General features: G+C 71.6%; 16 protein-coding genes. 7 read left to right on the forward strand and 9 right to left on the reverse strand.

Features of this window, described 5'->3' with window-relative positions:
- Nucleotides 1–22: 22 nt before the first annotated feature.
- The 5 genes from QC385_RS13100 (at nt 23) to QC385_RS13120 (ending at nt 4,596) form a co-directional block, all read left to right on the forward strand.
- Complete coding sequence (locus QC385_RS13100; RefSeq protein ID WP_279541471.1) at nt 23–1,144, forward strand: ABC transporter ATP-binding protein; 1,122 nt, start codon at nt 23–25, stop codon at nt 1,142–1,144.
- Between the two features lie 8 nt (nt 1,145–1,152).
- The gene (locus QC385_RS13105) at nt 1,153–1,839 is read left to right on the forward strand and encodes an ABC transporter permease (protein ID WP_150485608.1); all 687 of its coding nucleotides are present in this window, start codon (nt 1,153–1,155) and stop codon (nt 1,837–1,839) included.
- Nucleotides 1,836–2,501, forward strand: coding sequence for an ABC transporter permease (locus QC385_RS13110; RefSeq protein WP_279541472.1), 666 nt, complete (start codon nt 1,836–1,838; stop codon nt 2,499–2,501). Before QC385_RS13105 ends, QC385_RS13110 begins: the two co-directional genes overlap by 4 nt.
- A 91-nt stretch (nt 2,502–2,592) precedes the next feature.
- Nucleotides 2,593–3,552 carry an ABC transporter substrate-binding protein gene (locus QC385_RS13115; RefSeq protein ID WP_279541473.1) on the forward strand — a complete coding sequence of 320 codons (960 nt, stop codon included), beginning with the start codon at nt 2,593–2,595 and terminating at the stop codon, nt 3,550–3,552.
- A 129-nt stretch (nt 3,553–3,681) separates the two neighbouring features.
- Entirely contained in the window at nt 3,682–4,596 is a 915-nt protein-coding gene (locus QC385_RS13120; protein ID WP_279541474.1) for a hypothetical protein, read from the forward strand.
- Nucleotides 4,597–4,629: 33 nt separating this feature from the next.
- Here QC385_RS13120 and QC385_RS13125 read toward each other — a convergent pair whose 3' ends face one another.
- The 8 genes from QC385_RS13125 to QC385_RS13160 all read right to left on the reverse strand — a co-directional run bounded on the left by QC385_RS13125 (nt 4,630) and on the right by QC385_RS13160 (nt 12,571).
- Complete coding sequence (locus tag QC385_RS13125) at nt 4,630–5,214, reverse strand: GTP-binding protein (protein WP_279541475.1); 585 nt, start codon at nt 5,212–5,214, stop codon at nt 4,630–4,632.
- Nucleotides 5,201–5,560: a DUF742 domain-containing protein gene (locus tag QC385_RS13130; protein ID WP_193503679.1), complete on the reverse strand. Its 360-nt coding sequence runs from the start codon at nt 5,558–5,560 to the stop codon at nt 5,201–5,203. The genes QC385_RS13125 and QC385_RS13130 overlap by 14 nt, the downstream gene beginning before the upstream one ends.
- A 1-nt stretch (nt 5,561) precedes the next feature.
- Entirely contained in the window at nt 5,562–5,993 is a 432-nt protein-coding gene (locus QC385_RS13135) for a roadblock/LC7 domain-containing protein (RefSeq protein WP_020271575.1), read from the reverse strand.
- Nucleotides 5,994–6,007: 14 nt separating this feature from the next.
- Nucleotides 6,008–8,530: a sensor histidine kinase gene (locus QC385_RS13140; protein ID WP_279541476.1), complete on the reverse strand. Its 2,523-nt coding sequence runs from the start codon at nt 8,528–8,530 to the stop codon at nt 6,008–6,010.
- 194 nt (nt 8,531–8,724) lie between these two features.
- Entirely contained in the window at nt 8,725–9,735 is a 1,011-nt protein-coding gene (locus QC385_RS13145) for a substrate-binding domain-containing protein (RefSeq protein ID WP_279541477.1), read from the reverse strand.
- Between the two features lie 324 nt (nt 9,736–10,059).
- Nucleotides 10,060–11,316: a cytochrome P450 family protein gene (locus QC385_RS13150; protein ID WP_279541478.1), complete on the reverse strand. Its 1,257-nt coding sequence runs from the start codon at nt 11,314–11,316 to the stop codon at nt 10,060–10,062.
- A gap of 125 nt (nt 11,317–11,441) precedes the next feature.
- A complete protein-coding gene (locus tag QC385_RS13155) occupies nt 11,442–11,900 on the reverse strand; it encodes a DUF6114 domain-containing protein (RefSeq protein WP_279541479.1) in 459 nt (152 codons plus the stop codon).
- The gene (locus QC385_RS13160; RefSeq protein ID WP_279541480.1) at nt 11,900–12,571 is read right to left on the reverse strand and encodes a DUF6230 family protein; all 672 of its coding nucleotides are present in this window, start codon (nt 12,569–12,571) and stop codon (nt 11,900–11,902) included. Before QC385_RS13160 ends, QC385_RS13155 begins: the two co-directional genes overlap by 1 nt.
- A 647-nt stretch (nt 12,572–13,218) precedes the next feature.
- Here QC385_RS13160 and QC385_RS13165 point away from each other — a divergent pair.
- The gene (locus QC385_RS13165; RefSeq protein WP_279541481.1) at nt 13,219–13,860 is read left to right on the forward strand and encodes a Tat pathway signal sequence domain protein; all 642 of its coding nucleotides are present in this window, start codon (nt 13,219–13,221) and stop codon (nt 13,858–13,860) included.
- Nucleotides 13,861–13,878: 18 nt separating this feature from the next.
- On the opposite strand, the gene QC385_RS13170 is transcribed toward QC385_RS13165, so the two are convergent.
- On the reverse strand, nt 13,879–14,820 hold the full coding sequence (locus tag QC385_RS13170) for a lytic polysaccharide monooxygenase (protein ID WP_279541482.1): 942 nt from the start codon (nt 14,818–14,820) through the stop codon (nt 13,879–13,881).
- Between the two features lie 353 nt (nt 14,821–15,173).
- Between QC385_RS13170 and QC385_RS13175 the strand changes: the two genes are divergently transcribed.
- Nucleotides 15,174–16,973, forward strand: coding sequence for a S8 family peptidase (locus QC385_RS13175; protein ID WP_279541483.1), 1,800 nt, complete (start codon nt 15,174–15,176; stop codon nt 16,971–16,973).
- Nucleotides 16,974–16,977 lie beyond the last annotated feature (4 nt).

The raw sequence follows: 16,977 nt of genomic DNA on the forward strand, positions 1-16,977 counted from the left end.
CCAACCCGAAGGGCCCGGCGTCTTGATACGGATCGATTCAGTCACCAAGCGGTACCCGGACGGCACGGTGGCGGTCGACCGGCTCTCGCTGGAGATACCCGACCGCTCGATCACCGTCCTCGTCGGACCGTCGGGCTGCGGCAAGACGACCACCCTGCGGATGATCAACAGAATGGTCGATCCGAGCGAGGGAACCATCCTCCTCGACGGCGAGGACATCCAGCGACAGCCCGTCACCACCCTGCGCCGGTCCATGGGTTACGTCATCCAGAACGCCGGCCTCTTCCAGCACCGCACCATCGTCGACAACATCGCGACCGTGCCCCGCATGCTCGGCTGGGGCAAGCAGAAGGCCCGGGCCCGGGCAGCCGAGTTGATGGAACGGGTGGGGCTCGACGCCGCGCTCGCCAAGCGGTACCCGTACCAGCTCTCCGGCGGCCAGCAGCAGCGCGTCGGCGTGGCCCGGGCGCTCGCCGCCGACCCGCCGGTGCTGCTCATGGACGAGCCGTTCTCGGCGGTCGACCCGGTGGTGCGCAAGGGACTCCAGGACGAACTGCTGCGCATCCAGGACGAGTTGGGCAAGACCATCATCTTCGTCACCCACGACATCGACGAGGCGATCAAGCTCGGCACGATGGTCGCCGTGATGCGCACCGGCGGCCACCTCGCCCAGTACGCGCCCCCGGCCGAGCTGCTGTCCAGCCCCGCCGACGCCTTCGTCGAGGACTTCCTCGGCGGTGACCGCGGCATCCGGCGCCTGTCGTTCTTCCCCTCCGCGCGGCTGGAGTTGACGAGCGACCCGGTGATCCCGCTCGACGCCACCGCCGAGCAGATCACCGCCCCCGACGCCCCCTACCTCCTGGTGACCGACGCGGACGGCCGGCCGCTCGGCTGGAGCGAGCCGCGGGACCTGGTCGCGGGAGACATCCGGCCGGAGCGACTGCTCTCCTACGGGCGGCCGTTCGTGCCCGGCACCGACTCGCTGCGGGCCGCCCTGGACTGCGCGGTGCTGTCGCCGGCCGGCTGGGCCGTCGCCGTCGACACCGGCGGGCGGGTGACCGGCGTCGTCTCGCAGCAGACCATCGGCGAGGCGATCCGCAGCGCCCACGCCGCCGGGCGCGACGACGAGAAGGTCGCCGGATGAGCGACTACCTGCACGACTTCTTCGACATGCCGAGCGACCTCCAGCACAGCTGGATCGGCCTGGTCGGACTGCACTTGAGAGAGGCCCTTCTGCCGGTCGTGGCCGGGCTGCTCCTCGCACTGCCCATCGCCCAGCTCTGCGTGCGCTTCCGCTGGCTCTACCCGCCCGTCCTCGGCATCACGACCGTGCTGTACGCCGTCCCGTCGCTGGCGTTCTTCGTCGTCCTCATCAACTACACCGGGCAGACCGAACTCACCGTGATGATCCCGCTGGCGGTGTACAGCCTGGTGGTGCTCGTCCCGGCGATCGTGGACGGGGTGCGCTCGGTGCCCCCGGAGACCCTGTCCGCGGCCACCGCCATGGGCTTCGGGCCCGTACGGCGGTACTTCCAGGTGCAGTTGCCGATCGCGGTCCCGGCGATCATCGCGGGCCTGCGGGTGGCGACCGTGTCGAGCATCTCCCTCGTCAGTGTCGGCATGCTGATCGGCAACCAGGGCGCGCTCGGCAACCTGCTCCACGACGCGCAGATCTACAACCGGCCCGAACTGACCTGGAACTCCGTGATCACCACGGCCCTCCTGGCGATCCTGGTCGACGCCCTGCTGGTCCTCGTGCGCGTGCTGCTCACGCCGTGGATGCCCAGCGGCACGGCCGGCCGCAAGCAGGCGCCCGCCCTCAAGGACGCAGCCCGGTGAACGTACTGAACTTCGTCAACGCCTTCTTCAGCGACAGCGCCCACTGGCACGGCTACGACGGCATCCCGACCCGCCTCGGCGAACACGTGCAGTACACCCTGGAGGCGCTCGCCCTCGCCGCCGCGATCGGACTGCCGGTCGGCCTGGTCACCGGTCACTACGGGCGCGGCGGGAACGCCCTGTCCCTGGTCGCCACCGCCGGGCGGGCCCTGCCCAGCTTCGGCCTGCTGGTGCTGATGACGACCCTGCTGGGGTTCGGGATGCTGCCGGTGATGATCCCGCTGGTCGTCCTCGCCGTCCCGCCGATCCTCGTCACCACCTATGAGGCGATGCGGTCGGTCGACCCCTCACCGGTGGACGCCGCCCGCGGCATGGGCATGCAGGAGTCCCGGATCCTGTTGCAGGTGGAACTGCCGGTCGCCCTGCCGCTGATCCTGAGCGGCCTGCGCTCGGCGGCCATCCAGATCGTGTCGACGGCGACCATCGCCGCGTACGTCAGCCTGGGCGGTCTCGGCCGGTACATCGTCGACGGCCTCTACCAGCGCAACTACGAGAAGGTGGTGGGCGGCGCGACGCTGGTCGCCGTCCTGGCGCTGGTCACCCTCGCGCTGTTCTGGGCGGTCGCGCGGGTCGCGGTGTCGCCCGGGGTGCGCAGGAGATGAGAGACGGATTGCCGCAATCCGCCGCAGATCGGCACTGATTGTAACCAGGCTGCTCTTGACTGACCGATTGGCGGCTGGCTTGGATCAGTGGGTGATTACTACGGCGAAGAGCAGCAACCGGTCCATCACGAGGCACCCCGGCGCGGCAGCGGTCGCGCTCGCCGCGGCGGCGGCTCTTCTCGGAGGCTGTTCCTCCGGCGGCACCTCCGACGACCCGCTCAAGGGCGGCGGAGCGGAGAGCGGCACCGTCGTGGTCGGCTCCAACAACTTCGCCGAGAGCATCCTGCTCGCCGACATCTACGGCGAGGCCCTCAAGGCCAAGGGCATCAAGGTCACTTACAAGCCCAACATCGGCAGCCGTGAGACCACGTACGGCCTGATGAAGAACGGCGCCATCACGCTGCTGCCGGAGTACAACGGCTCCCTGCTGGCGTACCTCGACGCCAAGGCCAAGCCGAAGACGGTCGAGGAGACCACGACCGCGATCAACGGCAAGCTCGACTCCAAGCTGGAACTGCTGAAGCCGTCGGCTGCGCAGAACAAGGACTCTGTGACCCTCAACGCTCAGACCGCGAAGAAGTACAAGCTCACCTCCGACTCCTCCATCGGGGAGCTCAAGGACGTCGCCAAGGACCTGGTGTTCGGCGGCTCCCCGGAGTTCCAGACCCGGCACCAGGGCCTGGTGGGCCTGAAGTCGGTGTACGGGCTGGAGTTCAAGTCCTTCAAGTCCCTCGACGCGGGCGGGCCGCTGACCCAGACGGCGCTGAAGAAGAACACCGTGCAGGCCGCGGACCTCTTCACCACCGACCCGACCATCGCCCGGGACAAGTTTGTCGTCCTGAAGGACCCGGAGAACCTCTTCGGCTTCCAGAACGTGCAGCCGCTGGTCCGCAAGGGCGAGCTGTCCAAGGAGGGCGCCGAGGCGCTCGACGCGGTCTCGGCCAAGCTCGACACGAAGACGCTGCTGGACCTGGACGCACAGGTGCAGCTCGAGAAGAAGGACCCGCTGGACGTGGCCAAGGCGTGGCTGAAGTCGGCGGGCCTGGTCTGAGTCCGGGCCGGCCGCCCGGCACGATGCGATAACGGTTCGGGCGGATCCCCGGTGGATCGAACGCGGGCCGGGGGTGGGGCGTCACAGGGACGGAACCATCCCCGGTCACCGCGAACCCCTGGGAGAGTCATGCGTACCGACATGACCCGCACCGCCCGTCTGCTCCTCGTCCTCGCCCTGTCCACCGCCGGAGCCGGTGCCGCCGCGGGGTGCGGCACGGCGGAAGCCGGCCGTACCGAACCTGCCCCGTCCCCGCGCTCGAAGGACCGCGCCCATCGGGTCGCGGAAGCCTGGGACGGCTCCCGGGCGGCCGCGCAGTGGCGCGCGGGCTACCACCCCATCGCGCCGGTCGTCCAACTGCCCGCGGGCGGCCTCCGCAACGACGCCGACCGGCGCGCGTACGCGACCGGCACCTTCGACCTGAAGGCGCCGCTCCCCTCCGCCCGGGGAAAGAGCGGCCGGGTGACGTGGCAGGAAGGGGGCTCGCTCACCAGGCCCCTCGTGCCGGCCGAGCGGGCCTACCGGACCCTGGGCGGCAACAGCGGCCCCGGTCCCCGGCTGACCGTCACCAAGGCCGAGTTGGGGGACATGACCGTGCTCACCGGTCGCGGGCCGGCGACCGTCCCGGCCTGGCTGTTCACCCTGGAGGGCTATGCCACTCCTCTGAAGGCGGCCGCCGTGAACCCCTCGGAGCCGCCCGCGCCGCCCGTCGCGCCGCTCGGGCCGGACGTCCCCACGGACGTGCTGGCACCGCTCGGCGGCCTGACGAAGGTGGCGCAGGACGGCCGGTCCGTCACCGTGGTGGCGCACCACGGATCCTGCGACGACGGCCCCGTCGTGACGGCGCTTCAGACGCGCGGCAGCGTCGTGCTGTCCGCCTCCGTGACCGGCACCGACGACGGTCCCTGCACGAGTGACCTGCGCGGCGAGAAGGTGACGGTGAAGCTGGACCGGCCGGTCGGCGACCGCGTCGTCCTGGACGCGTTCACGGGCCGCCCGGTGCCGTACACCGAGTGGCCCGGGCCGGCACCCGGCCGGGGCTGAGACACCGCTGGTTTCCGCCTCGCACCGCCTGGTTCAGGCCTGCACCGCCGTCGCGATCAGCTGGTCGATCAGGGCGATCAGCACGTCCCGGCACGACTCCCTCTCCCGCGCGTCGCACAGCAGCACCCGCACGTGCTCCGGCACCGCCAGCGCGTCCCTGATGTCCTCGGGCGGATACGGGTGTTCGCCGTGGAAGCCGTTGACCCCGACGACGAAGGGGATGCCGCGGCGTTCGAAGAAGTCGATCGCGGCGAAGCTGGACTCGGGTCTGCGGACGTCGACCAGGACCACGGCACCGAGCGCGCCGAGGGCCAGGTCGTTCCACATGAACCAGAACCGCTGCTGCCCCGGCGTACCGAACAGGTACAGCACCAGGTCCCGGCTGATGGTGATCCGGCCGAAGTCCAGGGCCACGGTGGTGGCCCGCTTCTCCTCGATACCGTCCAGGTCGTCGATGCCCAGACCGGCCATGGTCAGGGGTTCCTCGGTGCGCAGGGGGACGATCTCGCTGACCGACCCGACCATGGTCGTCTTGCCCACGCCGAAACCACCGGCGATGAGGATCTTGACCGTGTCGGGTGCCGAGGACGCGTCGGTGGCGACGTCAGAGCCGGCCAAGGCCGTCCCTCACTTTCTTCAGCAGGTCCAGGTCCGGAGCGGTACGGGAAACGAGGCGCGGCGGGCGGACGGTGATCCGGCCCGCCTCCAGCAGGTCACAGAGCAGGATGGCGACCACGCTCACCGGCAGGTCGAGCCGGGCGGCCAGCTCCGCCACGGCCACCGGCTCGGCGCACAGCCGGAGGATCCGGGTGTGCTCGGGCTGGCACCGGGCCGCCGCATCGGGCTGCGGATCGACCGCGGTCACCGTCGCGATGAGCGTGAAGTCGGCGCGGCTGGGGCGGGTCCGGCCACCGGTCAGCGTGAACGGCCGTACGAGCCGCCCCGCCGAGTCGCCTCCGCCCACCTCACACGCCGGGGTCGACGACGGGCCCGGCCATGCCCCGCGGTGCCGCGCTGAGGTGCTCGCCGATCTTCTTCACCAGCATGTTCATCTGGTACGCCACCACACCGACGTCAGCGCCCGGCCCGGTGAGCACGACCAGGTGGGCGCCGGGACCGGCGGAGGTGAGGATCAGATAGCTGTTGGCCATCTCGATGAGCGCCTGGCGCACCGGACCGCCCCGGAAGTCCATGCTGACGCCCTTGCTGAGGCTCATCAGCCCGGACGCGGTCGCCGCGAGCCGCTCCGCGTCGTCGCGCAGGAATCCGGTGGACTTGCTGACCACCAGGCCGTCCTCGGACAGCACCACGGCCTGGTTCACATCGGCGACCCGCTCCACGAGTCCGGTCAGCAGCTGGTCGAGCTGGGTGTGGGTGGCGGGGATGGGGCGTGTCATTGCGGTGTCCTTAGTCAGCGGTCGGCGGGCGGAGTCGAGGGGACGGGGGCGGCGGCCTGCCGGGGTGGTGCGGCCGCCTCCTCGTCGTACGGCGGTTCGGCGTCGTCGTCACGGGCCCGGAGCGTGCCGCGCTGGAAGCCGGCCAGGGAGGAGGCGGCCGCTTCCGCGGTGAAGTCGTCGAGGGAGCCGTCGCCGCCGGCGGACGCGGGCTCCTCGCGCAGTTCCTCCACCAGGCTGGTCTGCGGCACCCGGCGGGGGAGCGGGGCGAGACCGTCCCGGCGGGGGATGACGGTGCCGGCAGCGGGGGCGGTCCGGGCCGACGCCAGGGGCCGGGGCTCGCGCGCGGATCCGGCGCCGGCCGCGGCACCGTGCGGCTCCTCGGCGTCCCCCGACTTGTCGGCGTTCTCGGCGTCCACCGGGATCCGCCCGCCGGCCGAACCCGGTACGTCCACAGCACTGCGCCCGTCGTCCGCCGGGCTCCGCCCGTTCTTCGCGCCGCCACCGGTCTGCGGGTCGCCGCCCGCCCCTCTCGGACGGACGGAGGCGGCCGGGCCGTGCGGGCCGGCCACGTCCCCGGCGTCCCGCGCGCCCGGCGCACCGGCCTGGAGGATCTCCCGCACCACGATGTCGTGCGGTATCAGCACGACCGCCGTGGTCCCGCCGTAGGGCGACGAGCGCAGGGTGACGGCGATGCCGTGCCGGTGGGCCAGCTGGGCGATCACGAACATGCCGAGCCGCAGGTCGTCGGCGAGCGCCACCACGTCGAACTGCGGGGGAACCGCCAGCTGTTCGTTGAAGGACGCGTAGTCCTCCTCCGACATGCCGAGGCCGCGGTCCTCGACCTCCACGGCCAGGCCCTTGGCGACCATCCCGGCCCGCACCGTGACGGCGCTCGGGGCGGGGGAGTACGCGGTCGCGTTGTCGATGAGCTCGGCCAGCAGATGGATGACGTCGGCCACCGCGGGCGGCGCGAGGTACACCTCCTCCTCGGTGTGCACCTCCACCCGCTGGTACTCGGCGACCTCGCCGACCGCACTGCGCAGGATGTCGATCAGCGCGACCGGCTCGCTCCAGCTGCGGCCGGGCCGTTCGCCGCTGACGATGACGAGGTTCTCCTCGTAGCGGCGCAACTGGCTGGCCGTGGAGTCCAGTTCGTACAGGCCCTTGAGGATGTCCGGGTCGGAGTGCTCGCGTTCCAGCGTGTCGAGCCTGCTGAGCTGGAGGTTGACCAGGTTCTGGCTCTGCCGGGCGATGCCCAGGATGATCTTCTGGAAGCCGCGCCGGGTGTCGGCGAGTTCGACCGCGGTGTGCACGGCCGTGCGCTGGGCGGTGTTGAACGCCTGGGCCACCTGGCCCAGTTCGTCGTGCCCGTAGTCCAGCGGGGACGTCGCCGACTCCGGGTCGACCGTCTCGCCCCGCTCCAGCCGCGCCACCACGTCGGGCAGCCGCTCCTGCGCGAGGCTGACGGCGGCCCGGCGCAGGCCGCGCAGCCGCCGGGACAGCGAGCGGGTGATCCGCCAGGACATGCCGACGCACACCAGCAGCGCGAGCAGTCCGCCGGCGCTCAGGATCCCCGCCTTGAGCAGGAGCCCGTCCGCCTTGTCGGCACTGCGTTCGAGCAGGCCCGTGGTCTGCCGCTGGATCAGGCTCGCGTACTGCTCGGACAGCTTGTCCATGGCGGCGTTCCACCGCTCCCGGGCGTCGGGCAGGGCGATGCGGTCCGCGGTGGCACCTGCGTTCCTGGCCGCCAGCACCTGGTCCTCGATGGACTGGAGGGTCCGCCACTCCGGACTCGCCAGGATCCGCTCGGTCTGTGCCTTGGCCGTGCCGGTCAGCTGGGGCACGACCTGGTCCTTGACCAGCCAGCGCCGGGTGTTCACCAGCTCCGTGAACTGCGTCCAGGCGTTGTCGTCCAGATGCCCGGACGGCCAGGCCAGGGTGAGCTGAGCGTCCTCCCGGGAGACCAGCTCCGCCGCGTGCTCCAGCCCGATCAGCGGCCCCGCCTGCGAGGTCAGGTCGCCGTCGTCGACCTGGGAGAGCTCCTGGAAGGCGTGGATCTGGTCGTCGATGATCGAGGAGTACTGGTCCAGCGCCTGCTGCGCGGTGATGTCGGTCGGGTCGTCCACCTGGTCCCGGTAGTACTCCAGGCTGCCCACCGAGCCCAGCACCGAGTACAGCCGGTCCGAGACGCGGGAGGGCGCCTTCTCGATCGCGTCCGCCTGCCCGACCAGCTTCGCGACCGCCGCGTCGGTCTCCTCGCGCTGCGCGTCGAGGGCGGCCCGGGAGCCGTGCGGCGAGGCCAGCCAGGCCGCCGACAGGCTGCGCTCCCGCTGGAGGGCGAGCGTCGCGTCCGTGCCCATGGCACCCGTCGACCGGCTCAGCTCCGTCTGGTCACGCAGCCGGAGCCCCTCCGAGAACATCTGGATGGTCGTCACGCCCCACATGGCGGCGAGGGTGACGCTGGGCACCAGGGCCAGAAGCACCAGGGAGAGGCGTATGGATCCGAAGCGGCGCCGGGCACCTGTCCGTCGAGGCATCGTCGTCCTAGGGCGATCAGCGGGGAGGGAGGAACGGGGAGGCGGAGCGGTGGAGGCGGGGAGTGAGGGACGAACGCGGGGGTGTGGGGGTGCCCGTTACGGCACATGGGATGCGCTGGATGTTATCCGTACAAGTGACCGCGCGGGCCCGGCCTGACCGAATCTTTGGCGACACCGTCACAGGACGTGCCCGGTCACCGGGTCCCGGCGGCGGCGAACCGTGCCACCGCGGACACGTTGGACCTGGTCACGAACGCCGGGCCGGTGAGCACCGGAGCCGTCCCGCCGCCGCTGACGTTGCCGTTCGTCCGGTACAGCCACAGGGCGTCCACCGCCAGGTAACCCTGGAGGTAGGGCTGCTGGTCGACGGCGAACTGCACCTTGCCGCCCTGGACCGCCCGGACCAGGTCCTTGTTGAGGTCGAAGGTGGCGACCTTGGCTCTGCTGCCGGCCTGCTCGACGGCGTCGACCGCGCTGAGTCCGTACTGGGCGCCCAGGGTGACGACCTCGTCGATGCTGGAGTCCTGCCGCAGCCGGGACGCGATCGTGGCGGTCACCGCGTTCATGTCGGCGCCGTCCACGTACACGTTGTCGGTCTCGCCGCCGAACGTCTTGCGCACGCCGGCGCAGCGGGCCTCCAGCGCGACGTTGCCCCGCTCGTGCACGACGCACAGGGCGTGCTTGGCCCGGACCTCGTCCAGCTTGTCGCCGACGGCCTGGCCCGCGACGGACTCGTCCTGGCCGAAGTACTCCAGCAGGCCCGCCGGCCGCCAGGCGTCGATGCCCGAGTTGAGCCCGACGACGGGTATGCCGGCCGCCTTGGCCCGGGCGATCGGGCCCCGCATCGCCGCCGGCTTGGCCAGCGTCACCGCGATGCCGTCGACCTTGTCGCCGACCGCGTCCCGCATCAGCGCGGCCTGCGCGGCCGCGTCGGAGTCGCTGGCGTACGTCAGGTCGATGCCGTCCTTGGCGGCCGCCGCCTCGGCGCCTCTGCGCACCAGGTCCCAGAAGGCGTCGCCCTTGCCGCCGTGCGTGATCAGGGCGACCTTCATCCCGCCGCCCGTCCCGCCCACCGGGTCCGCGTCCGGCCCGTCGTCACTCGCGCCGAGGAGGGAGCAGCCGGCCACCAGCAGACACACGGCGGACACCAGGGCCGCGACACGGGTGAGTCTCGCGGAGGTGTGCGGCGGGGGAGGAGTGTTCATGAGGGGCGGACCTCGCTGTGCGGCCGAGCAAGAGCAGGGGGAGAGCGCACACGGACCGCACCTGAGCACGGACCGGATGACTCTCGCTGGCCCGGAGCCAACCCTGTGTGACCACCGGGCGTCAAGTGAGCGGCCACATGCAGTGAGTTGCTGCTGTCGCATCGTGATGATCTGTCCGACGGGTCGAACGTCCGAGGTCATCCCCCTGGTTTCCGTACCGTCCGCGCGGTTCGGGCGCCGGTGTGATGGTGCGGTGCGGAAAGAAGGACGAGAGCGCCGCGGACCCGGCCTCCGGTGATCCGGCCGGGCCCGTCGCGCAGTGGGTCAGCCCGTCAGAACCGGCAGCGTCCGATGGCCGTGGGAGATGAACGAGTCCACCGGCAGCAGCTCGTCCGCCGGTACGGCGAGGGTGAGTCCGGAAAACCGTTCGAAGAGGGCGGGCAGGGCCACGCGCGCCTCCAGCCGTCCGAGCGGGGCGCCCAGGCAGTGGTGGGCGCCGTATCCGAAGGCCAGGTGGTCCTTCACGGCGCGGGTGACGTCGAAGGCGCCGGCGTCCGGGCCGTGCTGCTCCGGGTCGCGTCCGGCGGCGGCGTACGCGGCGAGGATCGCCTCCCCCTTGCGGATCACCTGGCCGTCCGGGCCGCCCAGTTCACCGAGGGGCAGGTCCTCGACGGCGTACCGCAGCGGCAGGCTGGCCACCGGTGCCTCGGCCCGCAGGGTCTCCTCGATCACGTCGTCCCAGGAGGCGCGGCCGCCGCGGACGTGCGCGAGCTGGTCGGGGTGGGTGAGCAGGGCGTGGACGGCGTTGTCGAGCAGGTTGACCGTCGTCTCGTGGCCGGCGCTGATCATCAGCATCAGTGTGTCGAGCAGTTCCTGCTCGCTGAGCCGGGTGCCGCTCTCCTCCTCGCGTGCCGTGATCAGCGCGCTGGTCAGGTCGTCGCCCGGCGTCGCCCGCTTGACGGCGACGAGCTCGCCGAGGACGGCGTAGAACCGGGCATAGGTGTCGGCGACCTCGGCCGCGTCGGCCGAGGTGTGGAAGACGCTGTCCACCACGACCCGCAACTCGGGGCCCAACTCCTCGGGTAATCCGAGCAGTTCGCCGATGACCTGGATGGGCAGCGGATAGCAGAACTCCTCCCGCAGATCGACCGCGTGGCCGTCCGCCCCGCCGCCCGCCCCGACCTTGGCGACCCGGTCGAGCAGCGCCGCGGTGATCTCCTCGATCCGGGGCCGCAGCGCGGCGGTGCGGCGGGCGGTGAACGCCTTGGAGACGAGGGTGCGCAGCCGTTTGTGCTCGGTGCCGTAGGCCGTGAACATGTTCCGCACCGAGACCCAGGTGTACAGCGGCCAGTCCGGTGAGACCTCGCCGTCGAGCCAGCGGTGCCAGTGCCGGCGCGCGTCCTTCGACACCCGTGGGTCGGTGAGCAGCCGCTTCAGCAGCGGGGCGCTGCTGACCGCCCAGGCCGGGACACCGTGGGGCAGTTCGACGGGCGTGACGGGGCCGCGCTCGCGGATCCGGTCGGCCTCGCCGTGGATGTCGCGGCCGGTCGGGTCGATCACTATCGGATGTGTGAACTGCATGGGACTCTCCCTGGTCTGGCGGCGGTTCGCATGGCACGCGGGCGCCTCGTGGGCGGGTGCGCGACACGTCCAGCCAAGTGGCCGCGGCCGGGCGGCGCCAGAGGGTGGAGAATCACTGGCCTGATTCAGGCGGCGTGGCCGGCTTCCCGTTCCAGGGGCCGCGCCGTCGCCCCGGCGGCCCGTGCCTGCTTCCTGCGCTGCCGCCGGCTGACGCGCGGCTCCTGGTCCGGCAGCCACCCGAAGGTCAGGCAGCTGCCGACCACGCCCAGGAGCAGGCCCAAGAAGAAGCCGCCCAGGTTCGAGGTCAGCCAGGTCCCCAGGGAGACCAGCACCCCGACGACCGAGTAGAACAGGCGCTGGGAGGGGTTGAAGAGGATCAGCACGCCGCACAGCAGCATCACGGCCGGGAGCAGGTAGCCGGCCAGGCCCTGCATGCCGACGTGCAGGATGACGTCCAGCGACGCCTTGAGGGTGAGCAGGACCTCCGCCCCGCCCAGGGCGAGCAGCAGCCCGCCCCAGAAGGGACGGCCCGCCCGCCACCGGCGGAAGGCGGGCCGGACCTTCCCGCGCGGTTCGCCGGGCATCAGCAACCCGACCCGCTGAAGCCCAGTTTCAGCCCGGGCAGCTTGAACACACCGGCGGTCGTGGCGTAGTTGGTCTGCCGCAGGTTGGCGATGCGCACGGTGTCCGACTGCTGGCTGAACACGCCCTTCGGCCCGCGGCCCAGCGGCCCGGCCTTGTCGAGCGTGCTGGCGTCGTTGCCGATCTCGATGTTCTTGAAGGCCGCGTCACCGGAGAGCTCCGTGGAGTCGGTGGTCAGATCGCTGGCCCGGACCTTCTGCCCGCCGCCACCCGCCCTGATGACCAGGTTCGTGCCGCCCAGGTCCACGCTCTGGCACAGCTTGGTGAGCGTCGCGTCCTTGATCACGGAGGTGATGACCAGCACCTGGCCGCCGGTTTCACCCGCGTTCGGGCTGCCCTCGGCCATCTCGTCCAGGCCGCCGAACTGCGCGAAACCGGTGCCGTTCAGCTCGGTGGCGGTGACCGTGAACGGCATGCCGGAGATGGCGAACTGCACGCCCAGTGCCCCTTCGGCGGTGAGGACCGCGAGGCCGGCGGCGACCACGGCGGCCGGCACCGCCATCACCGCGGCCCGGCGTGCCCGGACCCGCCCCCGTCGCGCGGGAACGTCACCGACGTCGGCGGTGGCGGGGCCTTCCGGTCTTTCGGAGGTGTGCTCGAGGGAGGAGGTCATGTCTGCTCCAGGTGCGTGTCGGTGCGGATCGGACTTCGGTGGCACGTTGCCCTGGCGCGGACACCGACCACGTGCGCACGTCTCCCCGCAACTCCCGGCGGTTGCAAGGGCTTTCTCGTTACGCCGCAGTAGCCGACTCGGAAGTTACCGGGGGTTACATGAAGGGTCAAGGGAAGTGTGAACAAAGAGTGTGGGATGTGCGCCGGATGTGAGTCATCGCCCTTCGGAAAGTCGCAGCGAACGCACAACTCCCTTGCGAGCCCTTGACGTTGGCTGACGCCCAGGTCTACAACTCTCCTCGTCTCACCGGATCCGTGGCGCCGGATCCGCCGCGCGGCACCGTCCGCGCGTCCCGGACCGCTCGTCCCGTACGGACAGCTCGCCGCACCGGCGCGTCCGCACGGGCTTTCCACTGCCCGAGTCCGCTCCTCCACGGCACCGGCACGGGCCCTTCCCCAGAGCGCCGTGCCACCAGCCACCCCCCGCCCGGCCCGGCCCGAGGCATGTCCCCGTGCGCGCCTCCGGCCGGTCACCGGTCTGCCGTTGTCGGCCCGTCACGTACGGAGAAGGCGTAACGGGCCGGCGACGGCGGACGCCGAACCGCGTCCCCGCACCCTCACCCCGCTTCAGAGAAGAGGTACACCCCCATGCGTACGCGCACCCTCCTCACCCTCACCGCCGCCGTCGCCGCTCTGGGCCTCACCGCCCCCGCCTCGGCGGCCGACACCCCCGTCCTGACCACCACCGACGGCGCGGCCGTCGCGGTCGGCGACGTCCTCGACGCGTCCCTGGCGAGCGGCACCGCCGCCACCTTCTACTCCAGCGCGACCGGCACCAGCGGCATCTCCTGCACCAAGTCGGCGTTCGCCGCCACCGTCACCGACAACCCGGCCGCTCCCGGCACCGCCACCGAGTCCCTGACCTCGCACAGCTTCGACACCAGCGGCTGCACCGCCAACGTCGTCGGAGTGCTCGGCGTCAGCGGCATCACCGTCGACAACCTGCCCTACACCACCAGCGTGTCCTCGGACGGCACGGTCTCCGTGACCCCGGGCGCGGGTTCCGCCATCCAGTCCACGGTCCGGCTGCGCACCCTGCTCGGCACCATCAACTGCGTCTACCGGGCACCCAGCCTGACCGGCACGGCGAGCAACGCCGACAACAGCATCACCTTCACCAACCAGCAGTTCACGAAGGCGTCGGGCTCGTCGCTGTGCTTCGCCAACGCGTTCTTCACCGCCAAGTACTCGCCGGTGACCAAGGGAGGCGTCGCCGTCAACGTCAACTGACCGCTGATGGGCGTCGGTTCAGCGCCGACGCAGTCGTGCCGCCAGGGCGGCGCCGCCGGTGAGCAACAGCACCGTCGCGGCGCCGCCCGCCAGCATGGGGGTGGACGGGCCGGAGGCCGATTCGGAGGTGGGTCCGGAGGCGGATTCGGAGGCGGGCCCGGAAGTGGACTCGGAGGCGGGCCCGGAAGCGGGCTCGGAGGCGGGTCCGGAAGTGGGCTCGGAGGTGGGTCCGGAGCTCGAGGCCAACGAGGTGCTCTCCTTCTCGACCCCCCGCGACGCCTTCTTCTCCTGCTTCTTCTCCGGGAGCGCCCTGTCCTTCTTCTCCGGGAACACCACGTCCGAGCAGGAGTAGTACGTGTCCGGCGTACTGCTGTTCTGCCAGACCGTGTACAGCACGTGCCGCCCGGTCCGGTCGGACGGCAGGGTCGCCTGGATGCGGTACGCGCCGTCCGTCAGGGCCGGGTCCGTCACCTCGGCGAACGGCTTCTCGGGCAGGTCGGACCAGGACAGCGGCCCGGCCGGGTCGTAGCCGGGCTTCGTCAGGTACATCCGGAACGTGCCGGTGTGCGGGATCGTCGAGACGTACCGCATGGCCAGCGTCCCACCGGGCGTCATCCGGGTCGCGGGCCAGTCGGCGCGGGCGAGGTCGAGCCCCTTGTAGCCGGGCAACCCCCCGCTGCACAGCTTCCCGTCGGGGACGACCTGCCGGTCCCGGCCGTCCACGTTCGCCACCCGCAGGTTGTCCCACGCCGTGAAGGGCGCGCCGTTCGCCGCGACGGCCGCGCGGCACGCCGCCGAGTCCGCTCGCCCGCCGCCCTCGGGGGAACAGGCCACCACCCGGCTCACCGGATCCGTCGGCGCACCGTGCGCCCCCGCCGGACCCGCCGCCCACAGCGGCAGCAGCAACGGGGTCGCGAGGGCGGCCGCGAGCGCGGCGCGGTGTGCGGTGGTACGGGGCATCCGTCTGCGTCTCCTCGGCCGGACCGGTGCGGTCGGTAGTGCAATACGGGCAACCGGCCCGGCGCGTTCACCGCGCCACGACCTGTTCGAAAAGGGGGCCATTGGCGTCCAACTGCCCGCCATAGAGGGTTGGTTTCCGGCTCGATCGAGGGTTTCCCCCGTATCCCGATGACCTTCGCTTTGCCTATCGTTCGACCACAGCTGACCCACAGGTAACCCCGGACGGGTCCGCTCCCCACACGCTTGGCCGGCCACCGCGTCGCTCTTTCGAACCACCCCCCTCCGCTTCAGCGAGGAAGCGCATCCACCGCCGCTCCGCCCAGCCCGGAGTCCGGCCACGAAAGGCAACGACCGTGCGTATCTCCCCAGAGTTCAGACGGAAGCTGATATCCGTCACCGCCGTCTCCGCCGCCCTGCTGACCGCCGCCCCCGCCTCGGTCGCCGTCGCCCAGGAGACCGCACCCCGGCCGGCCCCCGTTCCGGCCGCCCAGACCGAGGCCGCCCCCGGCACCCCGGCCGAGCGGCTCATCGTCGGCTACAAGTCCGGCGCGAGCGAGGCGAAGTCCGACAAGGCCGCCGCCGCCGACGCCGCGGCCAAGGCCGAGAAGACCGGCGAGGACGTCGACTTCCAGCGCCGCCTCGGCACCGGCGCCGCCCTCGTCGACCTGGGCACGAACCCCGCGCGGGCGGACGTCGCCGACGTCGTCGCCCAGTACCAGGCCGACCCGCAGGTCGCCTACGTCGTGCCGGACCGCCTGAACAAGCCGACGGCCGTCACGCCGAACGACACCGACTACGGCAAGCAGTGGGACCTGTTCGAGTCCACCGCGGGCATGAACGTCCCGGCCGCCTGGGACACCACCACCGGCACCGGCGTCACCGTCGCCGTCATCGACACCGGCTACGTCACCCACTCCGACCTGGCCGCGAACATCGTCGGCGGGTACGACTTCATCTCCGACACCGCCGTCTCCGTCGACGGCAACGGCCGTGACAGCAACCCGGCCGACCCGGGCGACTGGTACAACGCGGGCGAGTGCGGCGCGGGCATCCCGGCCTCCAACTCCTCCTGGCACGGCACCCACGTGGCAGGCACCATCGCCGCCGCCACCGGCAACGGCAAGGGCATCGCCGGCATCGCCCACGGCGCGAAGATCTCCCCGGTCCGCGTCCTCGGCAAGTGCGGCGGCTACGACTCCGACATCATCGACGCCATCACCTGGGCGTCCGGCGGCACCGTCTCCGGCGTCCCCGCCAACACCAACGTCGCCAAGGTCATCAACATGAGCCTCGGCGGGGGCGGCGCCTGCTCCACCGCCACCCAGAGCGCCATCAGCGGCGCCGTGAACCGCGGCACCTCGGTCGTCGTCGCGGCCGGCAACGAGAACCAGAACGCCAGCAGCTCCTCGCCGGCGAACTGCAACAACGTCATCACGGTCGCCGCGACCAACCGCGCGGGCAGCCGGGCCTCGTACTCCAACTACGGCACGGTCGTCGACATCTCCGCCCCCGGCGGCGAGACCCGGTCCTCCACCGCCAACGGCATCCTGTCCACGCTGAACTCGGGCACGAAGACGCCGTCGAGCGAGAACTACGCCTACTACCAGGGCACCAGCATGGCCACCCCGCACGTCGCGGGCCTCGCCGCCCTGATGAAGTCGGCCAACTCCGCCCTCACCCCGGCGCAGATCGAATCGGCCATCAAGGCCAACGCCCGTGCGCTGCCCGGCACCTGCTCCGGCGGCTGCGGCGCCGGCCTCGCGGACGCCGCCAAGACGGTCCAGGCCGTCAAGGGCGGCACGTCCACCGGCACGACCTTCGCCAGCACCACCGCCGTCGCCATCCCGGACAACGGCGCGGCGATCGAGTCGCCGATCAGCGTCACCGGCCGCAGCGGCAACGCCCCCTCGGCCCTCCAGGTCGGCGTCGACATCACCCACACCTACCGCGGCGACCTCGTCATCGACCTGGTCGCGCCGGACGGTTCGGCGTACCGTCTGAAGTCCGCCGCCTCCGACTCGGCCGACAACGTGAACACCACCTACACGGTGAACGCCTCCGGCGAGAGCGCCAACGGCACCTGGAAGCTGCGCGTCCAGGACACCGCGGCGCAGGACACCGGCACGCTCAACGGCTGGAAGCTGACGTTCTGATCCT

Origin of the sequence: Streptomyces sp. DH10 (assembly GCF_029813805.1) — a bacterium.
Classification (GTDB): Bacteria; Actinomycetota; Actinomycetes; order Streptomycetales; family Streptomycetaceae; genus Streptomyces; species Streptomyces coeruleofuscus.